Raw genomic sequence first — 19,944 nt, 5'->3', positions numbered from 1 at the left:
AGCGAGACACACCGGCACGATGACGATGGCGATGGATGCCCACCACGAATTGCTCGGGCTGGCCGGGCGGGCGCCGGACGGCTGGCTCGCGGTGGCGCGCGACGCGCTGGCGGCGGGGGACATGGCACGGCTCGACGAACTGCGTCAGGCGCTCGACGGACAGCCACAGCAGTCTTCCGCCCACCACTTCATTCCGCAGCTGCGCGGCCACGAGCAAGCCGACCGCGCCGTCGTCGGCGTGGTCAGCGGCATCCCGGGCACCCAGGCCTGCTGGGCGACGATGCGCAACGGCAGGCAACGGCTGTACCTGGTGCAAGCCGACGGACAAGCCGATCTCCCGGCCATCGCCCAGGCGGCGCAGCAGGTGCTGGTCAGCCCGATGGACTCGCCGCGAGTGGAGGTGTTCGCCCCGGACAGTGCGCTGCCGCCGTATCACGAGTCCGCCCTGCGCGCCTCGGACCTGCTGTGGTCGCGCGAGCCGCCACCCCCGATTCGGGTGGCGCGGACGTTCGACGGCTCGCAGCCGTCCGGCCCGTGGTTCAACCCGCACCGCGAGCTGGTCGTCGACCCCGCCCAGCATGCCGCGATGGTGCAGTTCCTGGAGTCCGGCGACGTCGTGCTGCTGGCGGAGAACCGGTTGCCGGACGTGATCGCCGGGCACCGTGACGCCGTCCCGGCCGACCTGTACAGCGACGGCCGGTGGGTGTGGTCGGCCGCGACCACCTACTACTTGAAGCGCTACCAGCTGGCTCCGGAACCCGACCTGGCCGCGCATGCCTTGGCGAACCCGCCGCGCGGGCCGCTGTCACCGCTCGATCGTTTCCACGTCTACTCCGCGCTGTCCCGGCACGACCATCGCCCGCCCGATCCTGGGCGGAACGGCGAAAGCCCCAGCGGCAACTCGGCGCGCGCGGCTTCGCCGCCTGCGAAAGGCAAGTCATCTCGGTGGTGACCACGGCGCATCGCGCTGAGATCAGCAGAATTCGACAGAACGATCCATTTTCCGGACATTGGATCTGTTTGTCGAAAAGGTGTGGTGGAATGAAGGGTCAGGGCGGCCACGACAAGCCTGTGCCCTTCGTCGCACCGGAAAGCCTGCGTCCAGGCGATGCCCTCTGACCTGCTGTGATGTCATCGCTCGGGCAATCGGCCGAGGCGTGGCCGCCGACCCCTCGGCCGATCGGCCGAGGGGTTCCTGGCGCGCTCGAGCTGTTCGACCGAAGTGCCGGCGACGCGATTTCCATACCGTCATCGGCATGACGGAAGCGCAGCTGATCGCACTCGTTTACGGATGTATCGGATTTGTCGTCGTGGCGGCGGTGATGTTGCCCTCGTATGCGCTGGTCGATTACGTCCGGCGCGGCGCAGTCGACCTTCGCCGGATGATTGCGGTCGGTGCCTTCCTCCTGTATTGCTGTCTCGCGGTCGCGGTCGTCGTGTTCCCGCTGCCGGGCCCGACGACGCCGCCGCTGGAACAGACCGTTCAGCTCGTTCCGCTGCAGTGGATCGAGGACGTGGGCACGGAGATGCGCAAGTACGGCTTGGCGCCGACCCTGCTCAATGCGGTGAGCACGCAGACGTTCCAGCAGGCGATGCTGAACGTGGCGCTGTTCGTCCCGCTCGGCATGTTCCTGCGCCTCGTGTGGCGCAAGGGTCTGCGCAGCACCGTGAAGACGGGTGCCCTGGTGTCGTTCACCGTCGAGATCACCCAGCTGACGGCGAACTTCGGTACCGCGCCGATGGTGTACCGCGTCTTCGACGTGGACGACCTGCTGACCAACACGGCTGGAGCGTTCCTCGGGTGGCTCCTGGCCGCGGCGGTGCTTCGCCGGAACCGCAAGGACGCCTTGGCCGACACGCGCCGGATGCTGGTCCCGGCGGCCACCGCTGCGCGTTGACACCTGCGGGAACCGCCGTGTCAGGCGAGGTCGACCAGGCGCTCGGCGGTGGCGGCGAGCGTCTCGTACACCTCCCGATCCTTGCCGCCCGTGGTCGGCAACTGCGCACGGGAACGCCAATAGCGCGCAGAATGCTGCGCCGTCGCACGGACCACTGCCTTGTCCGCGTTCGGGCTCAAGCCCAGCCGCATCCACGGCTCGGGCCCTTCCGCACCGAGCAGCCGCGCCGCCGCGGCCCGCACCTTTTCGCCTGCGGTCCGCAGCAGCGGGGTGTCCTGGGCGGTGAGTTCGACGAGCAAGTCGAGCTCGGCGAACTCGTGCCGCTCGGCACTGACCTGATCCAACGCCCGGCGCAGCTCGTGGTCCGCGGGCAGGCCCTGCACCAGTTCCCGTATCGACACCAAAGCGCGCCGGGCCGCGATGGTCGGCGCTTGGGCTTGCAGCTGCTTGGCTACGTCGGCGACGACGGCCACGTCGTCGGCTTCGATCAGCATCACGCGATGCCGTCCGTACCGAAGCGCCGTCCGGAAGTCCGTGTCCGGCGGCACGAGACAGACGACGGCGTCGACGCGCCCGCGCGGGCCGTCGTCGGCCAGGAACTCCTCGGCCAGGGAGGCGTTCGGCGCCTGGTGGACCTGAATGACGTTGACGTACGGCACCGACGGCAGGGTCGGGTCCTCGCGGGCGGTGCCGAGCACCACCGCGATGCGCGGCAGCTTCGACATGCGTTCGGCCACCGCGAGCCACGCGGCCCGTTCCGGGCCGTAACCGACGTAACGGCGTCCTTGCCTGGCAAGCTCCCACACCTGCCGGAACACCGCGCTAGTCGCGTACTGCGACGGCACGGTGTCCAGGTCGGGGGGCAGGACCTGCTTCGCCAGCGTGATGTCCACGGTGGCGCGGTTACCGGTCATGGCGAACCGCATCGCGCCGCCGAGCACCGCCAGGCGCGCTGCGTCGTGAGCCAGTGCGGAGCGCAGGTCCGCCAGTGACATGTCGTCCATCTCTGCGGTGATGCGCACCTGCAGCGCCTCGTCGCGGCCGAAGACCACGGTGATCGGCGAGGAGCGCGCGGCCGACCGCTCACCCGCGCCGTCGTGGGTCCCCGCGTAGAGGTTCAACACCGCCGCGACGGCGTGATACAGCCCCGACTCGATCTGCCACTCGACGCGCCTGCCGAGGTCGCCGTCGAACCGCACCGGCCGGGGCAGCGTGGCGGCCAGCTCCTCCAGCGCCGCACGCGGCCCGCGGTCCGGCAGCATGGCCGGGTACACGCCGCGCACCGTGGTGCGGAAGCTGTCGATCATCTCGTCCAGCGCGGTGCGGATCTTCGCCAGCTCCTGCATGGCAGGCTCCGGCGGCAGGCCTTCGGCCAGCAAGTCGCGCAAGCGCCACAAGCGCGAGCGGACCTGGTCGAGATCGCGCAACGTGGTCGCGGTGACGGCCTGCACCAGCCGCCGGCGTTCCAGCGCCCGGACCTCCGCGTGGTTGGCGTGCGCGGCGGCCAGCTCGGCCTGCAGCGATTTGGCCCTGGCCGCGGCGCGCTGATGCTGCTCCTGCAGTTGATGCAGGATGCGTGCCGCTCCCGGCCACGACTCCGGCAGCCGCCTGGACTTCCGCATGGCGTGGTCAGCTGCCGTCGATCTTGGATGCGCGCAGGTAGGTCAACACCGCCAGCACCCGCCGGTGGTGCATCGTCTGGTCGTTGGGCAAGCCGAGCTTGGTGAACACCGACGCGATGTGCTTCTCCACCACCTTGACCGACACGTACAGCTCCTTGGCGATGGCGGTGTTGGACCGGCCCTCGGCCATCAGCCGCAGCACGTCCAGCTCCCGGTCGGTCAGCTTGGCCAGCGGGCTGTCGGTGCGTTCGGACGGGTTCTGCACCAGGCGCTTGGCGAGCACCGGTTCGATGACGATCTCGCCTGCGGCGATCCGGTCCAGGGTGTCGGCCAGCACCTGAACGCCAGCGACGCGTTCCTTGAGCCGGTAGCCGATCCGCTCCGCGCCGATCTCCAGCGCCTTCATCAGATAGTGCGTCTCGGCGTAGTGGGACAACAGCAGCAGCCCGACGTCCGGCTTCGCGGCGCGGATCCGTGCCGCGGTGGTCAGCCCGCCGTCCGGCTCCGGCGGCATGCGGATGTCCAGGATGGCCACGTCGACGTCGGTGGTCGACACGATCCCGTACAGTGCGTCGCCGTCCCCGACGCAGCCGACGACCTCGTGCCCGGCGGCTTCCAGCAGCAGCACCAGGCCCTCGCGGAACAGGGCGCCGTCCTCGGCGATGGCGACCTTCATGGCCGAGCCGCCCCCCACCAGCGCTTGCGCGAACGGCGACATTGCGGGTTCTCGGTGATGCTCACCCGTACCAACCTCCTGCCCCGGACTCGCACCCTGACCACGGTGCCCGGACTGAGCGTATTCAGATGATCACTGACCAAAAGACCCACCCGGGCGCGTGTCTGCGCGGCCAACTCGTACGGCGGCAGATCGAGCTGCAGTTTCAGATCGCGATGGTCGGCGACGGCGCGCAGTGCCGCGCCGAAGTCGGCGCCGCCGAGGACGGGTGGATAGATGCTCTTGCCGACGTCGCGGACGAAGTCCACGACGCGGCACAAGGTGGCACGCAGGGTGCCGATCCTGGCGTGCAGATCCGGATCGCTCGCGGTGACCGCGACCAGGTCGAGCTGCGCGGCCATCGCGGACATGCCGATCGCGACCTCGTCGTGCAGCTGGCGCTCGAGGTCGTACCGGAAGGCTGCGCTGGCGAGGGTCGGCATGCGCAGCAGCCGTGGCAGACGCCCGGCCTTCGCGGAGAACACCAGTGCGTAACCCGTCACCGGTCAAGCGTGGCGAGAACGGCAAGCGGGCTCAAGGGGGTCATCCCTGCTTTCCTGGGGGATAACCCGACGCTTTGTGCAATCCCGCGATCCGGGTGTGTTGCGCTGGTGGGCCAGGTCTGTGCCCGACCGGACTACCTCTCGCCGGTGTGGTGGATTCGGCCCGGTGCGAAGGCTACATTGTTGTTTGCTTGCGATTGCCTGCACTTTCGTGCGCTTCGAAAGGGTGCGCCATGTGGTTCAGCGTGGGAATCGATCTCGGGACCTCGTTTGCCTGTGCAGCCGTGGGGGGTCCTGGCGGCACCCGGATGATCCCTTTGTCGCCGAACGTGGTGGTTCCCTCCGTGGCGTGCCCTGGGCCGGACGGCGCCCTGCTGACCGGGCTGGAAGCGCTCACCGCGGCGCGCGACCCGAGCATGCTGGCCCGCGGGTTCAAGCGGCGCCTCGGTGACCCGTCCCGGCTGGTGCTCGGCGGTTCCTCCTACACCCCGACCGCATTGATGGCCGCGCAGCTGCGCGACGCGCTGCGCACCGTGCACAGGGTGCAGGGCGGCCTGCCGTCGTCGGTGGTGCTGACCTACCCGGCGATCTGGGGCCCGTACCGGCGCGAGCAGTTCGCCGAAGTGCCCAGGATGGCGGGGGTGACCAACTACCGGCTGGTCACCGAGCCGGAAGCGGCCGCGACCCACTACTCCAACGGACGGCGGCTCGGCGAAGGCGCCGTGGTCGCGGTCTACGACCTGGGCGGTGGCACGTTCGACACCACGGTGCTGCGGGTCAGGGGCGGACGGATGGAGATCCTCGGCACGCCCGAGGGCATCGAGCACATGGGCGGCGTCGACTTCGACGAGACGCTGCTGGCCAACGTCGACGAGCGGCTGGACGGTGCGATCAGCGCGCTGGACCTGGAGGACCCGGAGCAGGCGTCCGCGCTGGCCAGGATCCGTGCGATGTGCATCAAGGCCAAGGAGGACCTGTCCATCGAGCCGGACGTGACGCTGTCGGTGCCGCTGCCGTCCGGGCCGCGAGAGGTGACGATCTCCCGGCTGGAGTTCAACGAGATGATCCGGCCGTCGGTGCAGATGACCGCGGACACCCTGCGCCGCACGGTGGCAGGTGCCGGCCTGCAACCGAACGACCTGGCCGCGATCCTGCTCGCCGGCGGCTCGTCCCGGATCCCGCTGGTGTCCCAGCTGATCTCGAAGGAGTTCGGCAGGCCGGTGCGGCTGAGCCTGCACCCGAAGTTCACCGTGGCGCTCGGCGCCGCGGCGATCGCGGCCCAGCAGCAGGTGGAGCCGCAGCCGCCGGTGAGCTCCGGACCGATACCGGTGCTTCCTTCGCCGGCTCCGGCCCCGCAGGCACCGGCGCAACCGCTGGCCACCGGCACGTATCCGGCGCTCGGCGTTGCCGCGCTTCACCAGGCAGGCAAGTCCCCGAAGGCGAGGTTCGCCCGCAACAGGAAGACACGGATGGCGTTGGCCGCGGCAGCCGTCGCCGCGGTCGTCGGCGTCGGCTCCGCCGTGCTGGTGGCGGTGACGCGCTCGCAGGAGCCGGGCTACGCCGCGGCAGGTGCCTACGGCACGGCACTGTCGGTTGGCGCGTCCAGCGTCACTCCCAGCACGGAAACGCCGATGAGCGGCGCGTCCCAGGCACCGTCGAGCGGTCCTTCGAAGGCCTCGGAGGCTCCGGGCACCGCCGAGGCGCAGGTCCCGCAGGCCAAGGCGACGTCGAAGGCCAAGCCGCCCGCGACCAACGGCAGCGCACCGCGGCCCATGGCGGTGTTCGACGGCACCGCGGTGGCGCCGTGGGAGGGCTACATCGGTTCGGCCGACTCGAGCTGGAGCGGCACCGACCTGGTGTCCGGGACGGTCCGGGACGGCACGATCACCGCGCGCATCGACCAGCACGGCGTGCGGGCCACCTGGAACGGCCGCGGCGCGGCGCAGGTGTATTTCCAGAGCTCGCCGGACCTGAGCAAGGCGCGGGATCTGACCCGGTTCTTCGACTCCGACGGGGCGATCGTGTTCGACGTGGTGGTGCACCGGCCGCCGACCCGGGAGACCACGCTGGAGGTGCACTGCGGCTACCCCTGCCGGACCATGGTGTCCATCGACGGCGTGCTCAAGCGGCTCGAGCAGGGCAGGCAGACCAGGTTGACCGTCCCGTTGGCGTGCTTCAACCGCAACAAGGCGTACCAGCTGAACCAGGAGCGGGTGAACACCGCGTGGCTGGTCTACACCGAAGGGGAGTTGTCGGCCACGTTCTCCAACATCCGCTGGGTGGCCAAGGCAGGCGCGGGCAAGGACGCGATTTCCTGCGACGAGCTCGGCTGATCGGCCGGGCTCGGGCAAGCGGCACCGGTCGCCGGGGTGGGTCCTGCGACCGGGCGGCCGGCGTGCCGTGCGTGCCGTGCGTTCCGGTGAGCACGGTGACGGTTCGGCGGTTCTGTGACCGATCATGAGGAAAGGGGGCCCGGCGGATGCCGGGCCCCCTTTCCGGTGGCTGGTTCGGGCGGGTGGGTCAGAAGGCCGAGAAGCCGAACACCGTGGTCGAGCGGAACTCCTCGCCCGGCCGCAACACCGTGGACGGGAAGTTCGGCTGGTTCGGCGAGTCCGGGAAGTGCTGGGTCTCCAGGCAGAACGCGTCGCCCTGCCGGTAGGAACGGTTGCCGATCCCGGTGAACGTGCCGTCCAGGAAGTTGCCCTGATAGAGCTGGATGCCCGGCTGGTCGGTGGTGACCGTCAGCTTGCGCCCGCTGCGCGGGTCCCACGCCTTGGCCGCCACGCGCATGCCCGAGCCGCGCAGCACGAAGTTGTGGTCGTAGCCCCGTCCGAAGAGCAGCTGCTGGTGGTCGTCCCGGTTGCGTTCCCCGAACCGATGCGGCTTGGTGAAGTCGAACGGCGTCCCCGCGACCGGCACGATCTCCCCGGTGGGGATCAGCGTCTCGTCGACCGGGGTGAACCGATCGGCGTTCAGGTACAGGTACTGGTCGTCGACCGTGCCGCTGCCTTCGCCCGCCAGGTTGAAGTAGGTGTGGTTGGTCAGGTTCAGCACCGTCGCCTTGCCGGACACCGTGGCGTGGTAGTCGACGCGCAACCGGTCCCGCCGGTCGAGCAGGTAGGTGGCCGTCGTGGTCAGCTCACCCGGGAAGCCCATCTCGCCGTCCGGGCTGACGTAGGTGAACTCGACCCCGACCGCGTCCGGCCGCTTGATCACCTTCGCCGACCAGATCCGCTTCTCGAACCCTTCCGGCCCGCCGTGCAGCGCGTTGTCGCCGTCGTTGGTGGGGATCTGGTAGGTCTCGCCGTCGAGGGTGAACCTGCCGCCCGCGATCCGGTTGGCGTATCGGCCGATGGTCGACCCGAAGCTCGGGCTCAGCTCGAGGTAGTCGTCGATGTTGTCGAAGCCGAGGCTGACGTTGGCGAGCCGGCCGCGGCGGTCGGGCACCTCGATGCGCTGCACGGTGGCGCCCCAGTTCAGCATCGACACGGTCATCCGGCCGTTGCCGAAGATGTAGACGTCGACCTGCTCGCCGTCCGGCGTCCTGCCGAACTTCTCCTTGCGGATGGTGAGCTTGCCGTGGCTGGGCTTGGCGCTGGCGCTGCCGCTCATCGCGGACGCCACCGGGACCGTGACGCCGAGCGCGCCCGCCGCGCGCAGCACGTTCCTCCGGTCGACACCTGACATCGTCGCCTCACTTCCTTGTGTCGGGGGATCAGGTTTCCGGCACGGTCACGAAGCCCTTGCTGACCAACCAGTCCAACGCCACCTTCCCGGGGTCCTCACCGTCGATGTCCACGCGCTTGCACAGCTCGATCATCTGATCGTTGGTCATGGCGAGCGCGATCGGCTCGAGCACGTCGCGGATCTGCGGGTGCGCCCGCAGGAACGAGGTGCGCACCGTGACCGCGGCGTTGTACTGCGGGAAGGCGTTCTTGTCGTCCTCCAGCACGCGCAGCCCCAGCCCGGCGATCCGGCCGTCGGTGGTGAAGATCTCGCCGATGGTGCACGTTCCGCCGGCCACCGCGGCGTAGATCGCCCCCGTGCCGAACTGCTTGATCACCGGGTCGCTGAACCCGTACTTCTTCACCGCCGCCGGGAATCCGTCCCGCCGGCTGATGAACTCCGTCTCCAGGCAGAAGACGGCTTCGTCCGGGTTCTTCTTCAGAAACGCGGCCAGGTCGGAGATGGTGCGCAGGTTGTGCTTGCGTCCGTATTCCTCGGTGACGGCGAATCCGTACTGGTCGTTCAGCGGGGAGTACCGCAACCACGTGATGCCGTTCTTCCTGGCGTCCAGCTCGGCGCTGGCCTTGTACTGGGCTTCCTCGCCGCCGGGCACCGGAAGCTCGTGGCCCTCGTAGTTGATCCAGAGCGTGCCGGTGTACTCCCACGAGATGTCAATCTGCCCAGACAGCAACGCCTGCCGGGAGGTGTTGGACCCCTTGATGTCCGAAAGGTCGCGCACGTCTGCCCCCGCGGCCGACAGTGCCAGTTCGGCCAGGTAGGCGAGCAGGATCTGCTCGGTGAAGTCCTTCGAGCCGACGGTGATGGTGACGCCTTCCAGCTCGGGGATGTGCGGGATCTTGCCGGGGGCGACCTCGAACGGCAGTGCGGCGTTGGTGGTCAGGCCGCAGCCGGCCAGCGTCAGCGCCGCCGACACGGCAGCCAGCAGTGCGGTCAGTGCCCTGCGCACGCGCCTCATCGCAGCCCCTTCGGTCCGAGATACCGCTCGGCCACCGCGCCGAGCCAGTCCACCATCAGCGCCAGCGCCACCGCCAGCACCGCGCCGGTGAGCAGCACCGGCAGCCGGTTGAGCTTGTAGCCGGTGTCGATCAGCACGCCGAATCCGCCCGCGTCGACGAACGCAGCGAACGTCGCGGTGCCCACCGCCAGCACCAGCGACGTGCGCAGGCCCGCCAGGATCATCGGCACCGCCAGCGGCAGCTCGATGCGCGCCAGCACCGCGCCCGCCGACATGCCGATGCCGCGCCCGGCGTCGATCAGCGCCGGGTCGACCTCCTGCAGGCCGACCATGGTGTTGCGCAGCACGGGCAGCAACGAGTAGAACGCCAGCGGCAGCACGACCACCCACAGTCCGCCCTCGGCGCCGGTGGCCAAGAAGAACAGCACCAGCACGCCGAGCGCGGGCGCCGCCTGGCCGATGTTGGCGATGCCGATGAAGAGCGGCGCCAGCCGCCGCCATCCCGGCCGGGTGAGCAGGACGCCCAGCGGCACGGCGATCACCACCACCAGCGCGGACACCAGCACCGTGATGAGCATGTGCTCGTAGAGCATCTGCAGCAGCGACGGGCCGTTGAGCGTTTCCCGGTCGGTGGCGTCCAAGTCCTGGCTGAACGCCCACACCAGCACACCGGCGACCAGGATCAGCACCACCGCAGGCTGGGCCAGCAGCCGGATCCGTTCGGCGCGCCGCGAGCTGGACTCGGTGGACAGCTCGAGCGTGGTGGTCATCGCGCCTCCTGCTGCGTCCCGCCGTCCGCACCGGTGCTGTCGCCGCCGTTGTGTTCTTCGCGCAACGTCTGGATGGTCTCGATGACGGTCTCCAGGTGGATCGTGCCCGCGTACTGGCCTTGCGGGCCGGTCACCGGGACCGCTCCGCCCTCGGCGAGCATCGCCTCCAGCGCGTCCTGCAGCGTCGACTGCGTGCTGACCACGTCGCGCAGCGGCTTGCCCGCGGTCGCCAGCGAGGTCGCCCGGGGGAGATCACGGGCGTGCACCCACCGGCACGGCCGCCTTCGCCGGTCCAGCACCAGCGCATACGGGTTGTGCGACCTGGACAGCTTCTCGCGCACCGCTGCCGGGGACTCGTCGATGTCCACGGTCACCGCTTCCTGGCGCAGTTCGACGTCCCGGACGCGCAGCAGCGTGAGCTGCTTGAGCGAGGCGCCCGCACCGACGAAACCGGCGACGGTGTCGTCGGCCGGGGTGGCCAAAATGGCCTCCGGAGTGTCGTACTGCAGGATCTTCGACGCCTCGCCCAGCACCGCGATCTTGTCGCCGAGCTTGACCGCCTCGTCGAAGTCGTGCGTGACGAACACGATCGTCTTGTGCAGCTCGGACTGCAGGCGGAGCAGCTCGTCCTGCAGGTTGCCCCTGGTGATCGGGTCGACCGCGCCGAACGGCTCGTCCATCAGCAGCACCGGCGGGTCGGCCGCCAACGCGCGCGCCACCCCGACTCGCTGCTGCTGGCCGCCGGAGAGCTGCCGTGGGTAGCGGTCGCGGAACGTGCCGACGTCCAGCCCGACCATGTCGAGCAGCTCGTCCACCCGGTCGTCGATCCTCTTCTTGTCCCAGCCGAGCAGCTTCGGTACCACGGCGATGTTCTGCGCCACGGTGAAGTGCGGGAACAGGCCGGCTTGCTGGATGGCGTAGCCGATCTTGCGGCGCAGCCGGTCCGGGTTGAGCGACTGGGTGTCCTCGCCACCGATGCGGATGGTGCCCGACGTGGGCTCGATCAGCCGGTTGATCATCCGCATGGTGGTGGTCTTGCCGCAGCCGGACGGGCCGACCAGGATGACGATCTTGCCCGCCGGGATGGTCATGGTCACGTCGTCCACCGCGGGTGTCTTGCTGCCCGGGTAGCGCTTGGTGACGTTGGTCAAGGTGATCTCCGCGCCGGTCGTGGTGCCGTCGCTTGCCGTGCCGGCGGCGTCGCGCGGCAGCTCCTCCCCGGTGGAAGCGGATGCGGTCACGTCAGTCACGGATGCCCCTCGGTGTGGTGTAGCGGTTGATGAGCAGGTAGATCCCGTCCAGGACGAGCGCGAGGACGACCACGCCGAGCGTGCCCGCCAGCGCCTGGTTGGTGGCGTTGGCGCTGCCGGCGCGGGTCAGCCCGGAGAACACCTCGGAGCCGAGGCCCGGACCCTTGGCGTAGGCGACCACGACGGCGATGCCCATCAGCATCTGCGTGGCCACCCGCATGCCGGCCAGGATGGCCGGCCAGGCCAGCGCGAGTTCGATCTTGGTGAGCACGCTGAACCGGCTCATGCCGATCCCGCGCGCGGCGTCGACGACGGCCGGGTTGACGCCGGACAGCCCGACGATGGTGTTGCGCACGATGGGCAGCAGGCCGTACAGCACCAGGACGGTCATCGACGGCGCCACGCCGAGCCCGAGCACCGGGATCAGCAGGCCGAGCAGCGCGAACGACGGGATCGTCAGCACCGCGCTGGCCAGCGCGGTGGCGACGGCGGACCCGGCGGGGGAGCGGTACACCGCGATGCCGATGCCGACCCCGATCACGGTCGCCAGCAGCGTCGCCTGGACGACCTCGCTGGTGTGCAGCCAAACCTGCAACGACAGTTTGTCCCAGCGATCGACGACGTATTCCCACAGGTTCACAAACGGCGCCACCTTTCTCCTGCCGTTGGGTGGTCGACAAGTCTAGCCATCCGGTCAATGGATTCCGGGTATTTGCACTGCATGGGCGAGGTAGTGTGGATTGTCCGCTTCTGTACGAAATGAGCGAACCGCAGATGTGATCTTCGGACGGGCTCTGACCAGGGCAAATGTCGTCGTTGATGCCCGTACTCGGGGGTCACTCCGTCGGATGAAATGACGGTGATCGAGCGATCGATTTGATCATTTCTGCCCCCTGAATGTGATCAAACTGTCGCTGATTGCTGGCGGAGGGCACCGGGATATGAGAGGCTGTTTTGTTTGGCCGCCTGGCGGACCGTGCGCGGCGTGCCTTGGTGGTCGGCGCCGGGAATGCGGGGGCGCCAGGCCCGCCGCGGCGGCCGCGGAGGGGATATTCGCCTGCATGCCGGGACGGCGGCCGGATAGGCTGGGTGGCCGATGTCCACCACCTCCGCCGGCAGTGCCGTCACCCCTTCGTCTCTGCGTCGCAGGATCGACCAGCTCGTGCTGCGCGACCGGTACCGGCTGCGCAGGCGCCTGACCAAGGCCAGGGACAAGGCAGCGGGCAAGCGGATACCCGAGGACGTGCTGCTGGAGCTCGCCGCCGACGTCGAAGAGGCGGAACGGCGCCTGGAAGCCCGGCGGGCGGCCGTGCCGAAGGTGACGTATCCGCCGCAGCTGCCGGTCAGCAAGCGGGTGGACGACCTGGCCAAGGCCATCGCGGAGCACCAGGTCGTGGTGGTCGCCGGCGAAACCGGTTCGGGCAAGACCACCCAGCTGCCCAAGATCTGCCTGGACATCGGCCGCGGGGTGCACGGCATGATCGGCCACACCCAGCCGCGGCGGATCGCCGCGCGCACGGTCGCCGAGCGGATCGCCGACGAGCTGGACACCGAGCTGGGCACCACGGTCGGCTGGCAGGTCAGGTTCACCGACCAGGTCAGCGACCAGACGCTGGTCAAGGTGATGACCGACGGCATCCTGCTGGCCGAGATCCAGCGGGACCGGATGCTGCGCGCCTACGACACGATCATCATCGACGAGGCGCACGAGCGCAGCCTCAACATCGACTTCCTGCTCGGCTACCTCAAGCGGCTGCTGCCCAAGCGGCCGGACCTGAAGCTGATCATCACCTCCGCCACCATCGACCCGGAGCGGTTCGCGCAGCACTTCGCCAGTGACGGCAAGCCCGCGCCGATCGTGGAGGTGTCCGGGCGCACGTACCCGGTCGAGGTGCGCTACCGCCCAGTGGTGGACCCCGAGGACCCGGCCACCAAGGACCGCGACCAGATCCAGGCCATCTGCGACGCGGTCCAGGAGCTGCAGGCCGAAGGGCCGGGCGACATCCTGGTCTTCCTGTCCGGTGAGCGGGAGATCCGGGACACCGCGGACGCGCTGCAGGCGATGGACTTGCCCGGCACCGAGATCCTGCCGCTGTACTCCCGGCTGGCCGCAGCCGAGCAGCACCGCGTGTTCCAGCCGCACCGTGGCAGGCGCATCGTGCTGGCCACCAACGTCGCCGAGACGTCGCTGACCGTGCCCGGCATCAAGTACGTGATCGACCCGGGTACGGCGCGCATCTCCCGGTACAGCCACCGGCTCAAGGTCCAGCGGCTGCCCATCGAGCCGATCTCGCAGGCATCGGCCAACCAGCGCAAGGGCCGGTGCGGCCGGACGTCGGACGGCATCTGCATCCGGCTGTACTCGGAGGAGGACTTCGCGTCCCGGCCGGAGTTCACCGACCCGGAGATCCTGCGCACCAACCTGGCGTCGGTGCTGCTCCAGATGGCCGCCGCCGAGCTGGGCGACATCGCCGACTTCCCGTTCATCGACCCGCCGGACCGGCGCCAGGTGGCCGACGGCCTGACCCTGCTGCGGGAACTGGGCGCGCTGGACGGCAACCGGCTCACCCCGATCGGCCGGAAGCTGGCCCGGCTGCCGGTGGACCCGCGGATGGCCAGGATGGTGGTGGAGGCGCACCGCAACGGCTGCCTGCACGAGGTGCTGGTGATCGCCTCGGCGCTGTCCATCCAGGACCCGCGGGAGCGGCCGGCCGAGCACCAGCAGGCGGCGGACGCGCTGCACGCCCGGTTCGCCGACGAGACCTCGGACTTCCTCAGCTACCTCAATCTGTGGGACTACCTGCGCCAGAAGCAGCGTGAGCTGTCGTCGAGCAAGTTCCGCAAGCTGTGCAAGCAGGAGTACCTCAACTACGTGCGGGTGCGCGAGTGGCAGGACCTGTACGCGCAGCTGAAGGAGACCGCCAAGCAGGTCGGCATCACCGCGGGCAAGCGGACCGGCCGGGCGGACTATCAGAGCATCCACACCAGCCTGCTGGCCGGGCTGCTGTCGCACATCGGGCTGAAGGACCCGGAGACGCGCGACTTCCTGGGCGCCCGCAACGCCCGGTTCGCGGTGTTCCCCGGATCGGCGCTGTTCCGCAAGACGCCGCGCTGGGTGGTGGCCGCCGAGCTGGTGGAGACCTCCCGGCTGTGGGGCCGGATCTGCGCCAGGATCGAGCCGGAATGGGTCGAGTCGTTGGCCGGTCACCTGGTCAAACGCCGCTACGCGGAGCCGCACTGGGAGCGCAAACGCGGCGCGGTGATGGCGCTGGAGACGGTGACGCTGTACGGCGTCCCGCTGGTGTCCGGCCGCAAGGTCAACTACGCCAGGATCGATCCCGGGCTGTGCCGCGAGCTGTTCATCCGGCACGCCCTGGTGGAGGGCGACTGGGACACCCACCACGAGTTCTTCCACGCCAACCGCAAGCGGCTGGAGGAAGCCGAGGAGCTCGAGCACCGGGCGCGGCGGCGCGACATCCTGGTCGACGACCAGGCGCTGTTCGAGTTCTACGACGCGCGCATCCCGGACCACGTGGTCTCGGCTCAGCACTTCGACTCGTGGTGGAAGAAGGAGCGCAAGCGGCGGCCGCGGCTGCTGGACTTCGACCCGGAGATGCTGGTCACCGACGCCGCAGCCGACATCAGTGACGACGACTATCCCGAGCAGTGGCGGCAGGGCGAGCTGGAGCTGCCGCTGACGTACCAGTTCGAGCCGGGCTCCGACGCCGACGGGGTGACCGTGCATCTGCCGCTCGAGGCGCTCAACCAGGTCGACGAGCGCGGCTTCGAGTGGCTGGTGCCCGGAATGCGGCACGAGTTGATCACCGCATTGATCAAGACGTTGCCCAAGCAGCTGCGGCGGCAGCTGGTACCCGCCCCGGACACCGCCATGGCCGTGCAGGAGCTGTTGCAGGAGCGACAGGACCAACCGCTGCTGAAGGCGCTCAGCGACGCGTTGTGGAAGCTCAGGGGCGTCGACGTCCCGGTCGATGCGTGGGATCTCACCGCGTTGCCCGACCACCTGCGGATGACCTTCCGCGTGGTGGACGGCAAGGGGCGCACCCTCGGCGAAAGCAAGGACCTCGGCCAGCTGCGGCAGCGCCTGGCCCCCAAGGTGAAGTCGGCCATTGCGCGGGCGGCCGAGAAGATCGAACGGCGCGGCGTGACGTCGTGGGATTTCGGCGATCTGCCGCAGGAGTTCACCGCCAACGCCGGCGGCTCGACCGTGCAGGGGTACCCGGCGCTGACCGACGCCGGGGATGCCGTCGACGTGCGGGTCTACCCGACGGTCGGCGAGCAGCGCGCGGCCATGCGGCGGGGCACTCGGAAGCTGGTGTTGCTGTCGGTGCCGTCGCCGAAGAAGATGCTCCGCCACGCGCTGACCACCCGGGAGAAGCTGCAGCTGGCGCAGAATCCGCACGGCAGCGTGGCCGGGCTGCTCGACGACTGCATCGCGTGTGCCGCCGACCACCTGATCGCCGGCGCGGGCGGGCCGGCGTGGGACGCGGACGGTTTCGCCGCGCTCGTCCAGGCGGTCCGCGCCGGGCTGGGGCCGACGCTTGTCGAAACCGTCGAACGGGTACGGCGTGTGCTCGTCGCCTGGCACGACGTCCGGTCGGCGCGCGAAGCCATGCGGGGCTTCGACGAAGCCATGGCCGACATCGACGAGCAGGTGGCAGGGCTGGTCTACGACGGGTTCGTCGCCGACACCGGGTTCGAGCGGCTGCCCGACGTCGAACGGTACCTGCGGGCGGTGCAGCGCAGGCTGGAGAAGCTGCCCAGGGACGGCCTGCGGGATGCGGAGCGGATGCGCGTGGTGCGCGAGCTGACCGACGAATACCGTGCCCTGCTTGCCGAGGTGCCACCAGGGCACGACGTGCCCGCCGAGCTGGCCAAGGTGCGGTGGATGCTGGAGGAACTGCGGGTCAGCTTCTTCGCCCAGACGCTGGGCACCGCGTATCCGGTCTCGGAGAAGCGGATCCTCCGCGCCCTCGACGCGATCGCGGGATAGCGCACGGTCTGCCGTGCGAGACGGCGTCGCGCGGTGCTGCTTCGCCGGTTGCCGACGTGGACGCTGTGGTCGGCGACGGTGCCACCGCGGCGTTCTTCGCGCGCGGTCCCGGGGCTGAGCTGGCGACGTCCAACAGCGTGGATCGGGCTTCCGAGTGGCGCGGGCACCACGTTCGCGGCCCGGATGGAGTATCAGCGGCGGTGTCGACTGCTCAGCGGGCGAGAACGCCGACCGGATGGATTGGCCGCTGATCTCTATTCGCTCCGCACAACGCTCGTTACGCTCCGCGGCGAGGGAGTGGAGGTGGCGACGGTGCTGCTGGACGTGGCGAAGTCGGTGACGAGCAAGGCGGCCACCACGGTGCGCAGCCTGTGGGTGATGAAGCGGGCCGGCTTGGTGGGGCGGCCGGACGAGGGCATCCGCTCGCTGCTGACCATGCACAAGTACGGGCCGTTCGCCGGTGTGCTCGCGGTCGGCGCACGGAAGAACCCGCACGCGGTGGCGCTGGTCGACGAGGCGGGACCGCTCACCTACACCGAGTTGGACCGCCGCTCGAACGCGCTGGCGCGGGCCTGGGCCGAGCGTGGCGTCGGCCCGGGCACGGTGATCGGCGCCTTGTGCCGTGATCATCGCGGGTTGGTGACGGTCATGGCCGCCTCCGGCAAGGCGGGGGCGAAGCTGCTGCTGCTCAACACCGGCTTCGGCAAGCAGCAACTGGCCGACGTGATGCGGCGGGAAGGCGCCGTCAAGCTGGTCTACGACCAGGAGTTCACGCGGCTGCTGGAAGCTGTCGACGGAGACGTCGAGCGCTACCTGGCGTGGGCCGACGACCCGGCGGCGGTCCCCGACGGTGTGCTCGACATGGAGCAGCTGATCGCCGAGACGTCCGCCGATCCGATGCCGACCCCACCGCGTCCGGGGAGCTTCATCCTGCTCACCAGCGGTACGACCGGGACGCCCAAGGGGGCTCCGCGGGAGAAGACGTCGCCGATAGCCAGCGCGCAGTTCTTGGACCGTATCCCGCTCCGGCCGCAGCAGTCGATGTTCATGGCCGCGCCCGCGTTCCACGGCACCGGGCTGGCGCAGCTGTTGCTCGCCCTGGCCTTGGGCAACAAGGTCGTGATGCGGCGACGGTTCGACGCGGAAGCCACATTGCGTGCGGTCGCCGAGCACCGGTGCCACGTGCTCGTGGTGGTGCCCACGATGTTGCAGCGCATCCTGGACCTGCCGGCCGACGTGCGCCGGCGGTACGACACCTCGTCGTTGGAGATCATCTTTTCCGCCGGGTCGGCGATCCCGGTCGACGTCGTCGAGCGCACGTTCGACACCTTCGGTGACGTCCTCTACAACCTGTACGGCTCCACCGAAGTCGCAGTCGCCACCGTCGCCACGCCGGACGAGCTCAGGCGGGATCCGCGTACCGCGGGACGGCCGCCGGTCGGCTGCTCGGTGCGCATCTACGATCACCACGGCAAGCCGATCACCGAGCCGGGCAAGGTCGGCCGCATCTTCGTGGGCAGCATCCTGTCGTTCAAGGGCTACACCGGGGGAGCGAACAAAGAGGTCGTCGACGGGTTGCTGGCCACGGGGGACATGGGCTACTTCGACGAGTCCGGACAGCTGTTCGTGGTGGGGCGAGACGACGACATGATCGTCTCCGGCGGGGAGAACGTGTATCCGCTCGAGGTGGAGAACCTGCTCTCCAGCCGCCCGGACGTGCTGGAGGCCGCGGTGGTCGGCGTGGACGACGAGGAGTTCGGTCAGCGGCTTCGCGTCTACGTCGTGCTGGCCGACGGGCACCCCGGGGACGAGGCCAAGGCGGACGAGCTGCGCCGGTACGTCAAGGACAATCTGGCCAGGTACAAAGTCCCGCGTGACGTGATATTCCTGGACGAGCTGCCCAGAAACGCGACCGGAAAACTGCTGCGTAAGCAGCTGGCCGCCCGGTGAGCGGGACGGAATCCGGTCGGTCGGCAATTACGAAATGCGATCACCGCGCTGCCGCGGCGTGGTATAGCGCATTGAATGCGGTTGCGCTACCGACGATCGTCGGGTGATGCGCAGTAGCCGAATGTCGTTTTCGCGGTGCCGCTTCCGGACGGCAGGCGATGCGGCCCGGGGAAGGCACCCCGGGCCGGAATCGTGGTCGGCTCGCCTACGGGGTGACCAGGCCGCCGAACGATTTCGCCTGCGGTGGGGAAGCCGTCCGTTCCGGCTGGCGGCTTGTCGTCCTGCGGGCTTGTGCATTGCGCGCGGCGCGGCCTCGCGGGCGCGGCGGCTCGAGCAGGCGAACCAGAGAACCAGCAGGTCGGCCCAGGATTTCCTCCAGTGCGCGCACCGCCGAGATGGAGCGGGCCCGCTCCGGCTGGCGCTTGCCGGACTGCCAGTACGACAGTGCCGTCACGCTGATCGGGATGCCGCGGTTGCGCAACCGCACCTGAATGCGGTCCAGTCCGAGGCCGCTGGCTTTGATCGCCGCGCGCAGCTCTCGGGAGAACGGTGTGGAGTGGTCATCGGTCGGGGCGTGCTGCCCCTGGATCGGCGACACGGTCATGGAATCTGCCCTCGCTATTCTCGTCACCGGCCGACGGAATGCGCGTCCGAATTGTTCCGGTCGTGCCCCGAAATGCCGGTATTCCCGGTGAGAATGTGGCGTGATTCTGCCACACGGAATCGATTCGCTGGAATCCGATCGTGACCCGTCTGGCCTACTACGTCGTTCGGTCCTTGTCCGGCCGCAGCGCGGAACTGTCACGAAAACCGGGCGAGGGGTGGCGTGGCTGGTGCCCGGCGGCGCGCCGAGCCCGGCATCGGCCGCCGTCTTTCGTCGGGACGCAGGCTCCGCTCGTGCCGGGTCAAGAACCGGCGGCGTCCTCGTCGGCGGCGAGAGCGACCACGGTGTGCAGGCTGCCGCGCAGCAGGGCCAGCACCCGTTCCCGCTTCCCGTGGCGGTGCGCCGCCCACTCCAGGCACAGCTGCTCGGCGAACGACAGCCACGCGCCGACAGCCGCCCGCACCATAGGTGCCGGCTGTTCGATACGCAGGCTGAGCAGCAACTGGTCGACCATCCGGGTGCGGGTCTCTTGGGCGATGTCGTGCAGCCAGTCGCCGGGCGCGGTGTGCCGGAACAGGCCGGTGTAGAGCTCGTGCCGCCGTTCGATGAACGACAGGTATCCCTCCAGCACGTCGCTCAGCTCGCTGGGCTCGTCCTTGCCCGCCGGGAAGGCCGAGCGCAGCATGCGCCGGCCGGCGGCGCGCACCACTTCGGCGTAGAAGTCCTGCTTGGTGGGGAAGTAGTGGAACAGCAACGAGCGGGAGATCCCGGCCTCGGCGGCGACCGCGTCGACGGTGATCTCGTGCAGCGGCCGTTCGGTGAGCATGCGCAGCCCGATGCCGATCAGCTGCTTGCGGCGCTCCACGGGGTGCTGCCTCCGCCTGCGCGGTGTGGTGCTCATCGGAAGGCCTCCCGTCGG

The 19,944-nt window shown here is 69.5% G+C and carries 15 protein-coding genes; 5 read left to right on the top strand and 10 right to left on the bottom strand.

What is annotated here, in order from left to right:
* Positions 1–19 precede the first annotated feature (19 nt).
* Positions 20–952: a hypothetical protein gene (locus YWY_RS23060; RefSeq protein ID WP_051309734.1), complete on the top strand. Its 933-nt coding sequence runs from the start codon at positions 20–22 to the stop codon at positions 950–952.
* 304 nt (positions 953–1,256) lie between these two features.
* The gene (locus YWY_RS20260; protein WP_051309732.1) at positions 1,257–1,898 is read left to right on the top strand and encodes a VanZ family protein; all 642 of its coding nucleotides are present in this window, start codon (positions 1,257–1,259) and stop codon (positions 1,896–1,898) included.
* 20 nt (positions 1,899–1,918) lie between these two features.
* On the opposite strand, the gene YWY_RS0104475 is transcribed toward YWY_RS20260, so the two are convergent.
* The 3 genes from YWY_RS0104475 to YWY_RS0104465 are packed head-to-tail and all read right to left on the bottom strand — an operon-like array spanning position 1,919 to position 4,738.
* Positions 1,919–3,520 carry a hypothetical protein gene (locus tag YWY_RS0104475; RefSeq protein ID WP_028846631.1) on the bottom strand — a complete coding sequence of 534 codons (1,602 nt, stop codon included), beginning with the start codon at positions 3,518–3,520 and terminating at the stop codon, positions 1,919–1,921.
* Positions 3,521–3,527: 7 nt separating this feature from the next.
* Positions 3,528–4,238: a response regulator transcription factor gene (locus YWY_RS0104470; protein WP_245566552.1), complete on the bottom strand. Its 711-nt coding sequence runs from the start codon at positions 4,236–4,238 to the stop codon at positions 3,528–3,530.
* Positions 4,193–4,738, bottom strand: coding sequence for a histidine kinase (locus tag YWY_RS0104465; RefSeq protein ID WP_028846629.1), 546 nt, complete (start codon positions 4,736–4,738; stop codon positions 4,193–4,195). Before YWY_RS0104465 ends, YWY_RS0104470 begins: the two co-directional genes overlap by 46 nt.
* Before the next feature lie 344 nt (positions 4,739–5,082).
* Between YWY_RS0104465 and YWY_RS20255 the strand changes: the two genes are divergently transcribed.
* A complete protein-coding gene (locus YWY_RS20255; RefSeq protein ID WP_245566551.1) occupies positions 5,083–7,071 on the top strand; it encodes an Hsp70 family protein in 1,989 nt (662 codons plus the stop codon).
* A gap of 187 nt (positions 7,072–7,258) precedes the next feature.
* Here YWY_RS20255 and YWY_RS0104455 read toward each other — a convergent pair whose 3' ends face one another.
* Genes YWY_RS0104455 through YWY_RS0104435 form a run of 5 tightly spaced genes read right to left on the bottom strand, consistent with a single transcriptional unit; the run spans position 7,259 to position 12,100 of the window.
* Positions 7,259–8,425 (bottom strand): aldose epimerase family protein, encoded by a 1,167-nt coding sequence (locus YWY_RS0104455; RefSeq protein WP_028846628.1) that lies wholly within the window; start codon positions 8,423–8,425, stop codon positions 7,259–7,261.
* A 28-nt stretch (positions 8,426–8,453) separates the two neighbouring features.
* Positions 8,454–9,440, bottom strand: coding sequence for a glycine betaine ABC transporter substrate-binding protein (locus YWY_RS0104450; protein WP_051309728.1), 987 nt, complete (start codon positions 9,438–9,440; stop codon positions 8,454–8,456).
* Complete coding sequence (locus YWY_RS0104445) at positions 9,437–10,210, bottom strand: ABC transporter permease (RefSeq protein WP_028846626.1); 774 nt, start codon at positions 10,208–10,210, stop codon at positions 9,437–9,439. Before YWY_RS0104445 ends, YWY_RS0104450 begins: the two co-directional genes overlap by 4 nt.
* Positions 10,207–11,421, bottom strand: a complete 1,215-nt coding sequence (locus YWY_RS20250) for an ABC transporter ATP-binding protein (RefSeq protein WP_051309860.1) — start codon at positions 11,419–11,421, stop codon at positions 10,207–10,209. Before YWY_RS20250 ends, YWY_RS0104445 begins: the two co-directional genes overlap by 4 nt.
* Positions 11,422–11,452: 31 nt before the next feature.
* Positions 11,453–12,100, bottom strand: coding sequence for an ABC transporter permease (locus YWY_RS0104435; RefSeq protein ID WP_028846625.1), 648 nt, complete (start codon positions 12,098–12,100; stop codon positions 11,453–11,455).
* A 456-nt stretch (positions 12,101–12,556) separates the two neighbouring features.
* Between YWY_RS0104435 and hrpA the strand changes: the two genes are divergently transcribed.
* Both hrpA and YWY_RS0104425 read left to right on the top strand, forming a co-directional pair.
* Entirely contained in the window at positions 12,557–16,471 is a 3,915-nt protein-coding gene (gene hrpA / locus YWY_RS0104430; protein WP_028846624.1) for an ATP-dependent RNA helicase HrpA, read from the top strand.
* 378 nt (positions 16,472–16,849) lie between these two features.
* A complete protein-coding gene (locus YWY_RS0104425) occupies positions 16,850–18,421 on the top strand; it encodes an acyl-CoA synthetase (RefSeq protein ID WP_211227481.1) in 1,572 nt (523 codons plus the stop codon).
* A gap of 205 nt (positions 18,422–18,626) precedes the next feature.
* Here YWY_RS0104425 and YWY_RS20245 read toward each other — a convergent pair whose 3' ends face one another.
* Entirely contained in the window at positions 18,627–19,025 is a 399-nt protein-coding gene (locus YWY_RS20245; protein ID WP_425426110.1) for a hypothetical protein, read from the bottom strand.
* Positions 19,026–19,326: 301 nt separating this feature from the next.
* Entirely contained in the window at positions 19,327–19,926 is a 600-nt protein-coding gene (locus YWY_RS20240; protein WP_051309726.1) for a TetR/AcrR family transcriptional regulator, read from the bottom strand.
* Positions 19,927–19,944 lie beyond the last annotated feature (18 nt).

The sequence above is a fragment of the Thermocrispum agreste DSM 44070 genome (genome assembly GCF_000427905.1).
Lineage (GTDB): Bacteria > Actinomycetota > Actinomycetes > Mycobacteriales > Pseudonocardiaceae > Thermocrispum > Thermocrispum agreste.
This window is presented reverse-complemented; position numbering and strand designations above follow the sequence as displayed.

Coding starts and splice junctions, on each gene's coding strand:
- YWY_RS23060 (WP_051309734.1), top strand. CDS start 20: ATGACGATGGCGATGGATGCCCACCACGAATTGCTCGGGCTGGCCGGG.
- YWY_RS20260 (WP_051309732.1), top strand. CDS start 1,257: ATGACGGAAGCGCAGCTGATCGCACTCGTTTACGGATGTATCGGATTT.
- YWY_RS0104475 (WP_028846631.1), bottom strand. CDS start 3,520: ATGCGGAAGTCCAGGCGGCTGCCGGAGTCGTGGCCGGGAGCGGCACGC.
- YWY_RS0104470 (WP_245566552.1), bottom strand. CDS start 4,238: ATGTCGCCGTTCGCGCAAGCGCTGGTGGGGGGCGGCTCGGCCATGAAG.
- YWY_RS0104455 (WP_028846628.1), bottom strand. CDS start 8,425: ATGTCAGGTGTCGACCGGAGGAACGTGCTGCGCGCGGCGGGCGCGCTC.
- YWY_RS0104450 (WP_051309728.1), bottom strand. CDS start 9,440: ATGAGGCGCGTGCGCAGGGCACTGACCGCACTGCTGGCTGCCGTGTCG.
- YWY_RS0104445 (WP_028846626.1), bottom strand. CDS start 10,210: ATGACCACCACGCTCGAGCTGTCCACCGAGTCCAGCTCGCGGCGCGCC.
- hrpA (WP_028846624.1), top strand. CDS start 12,557: ATGTCCACCACCTCCGCCGGCAGTGCCGTCACCCCTTCGTCTCTGCGT.
- YWY_RS0104425 (WP_211227481.1), top strand. CDS start 16,850: ATGAAGCGGGCCGGCTTGGTGGGGCGGCCGGACGAGGGCATCCGCTCG.
- YWY_RS20245 (WP_425426110.1), bottom strand. CDS start 19,025: ATGACCGTGTCGCCGATCCAGGGGCAGCACGCCCCGACCGATGACCAC.
- YWY_RS20240 (WP_051309726.1), bottom strand. CDS start 19,926: ATGAGCACCACACCGCGCAGGCGGAGGCAGCACCCCGTGGAGCGCCGC.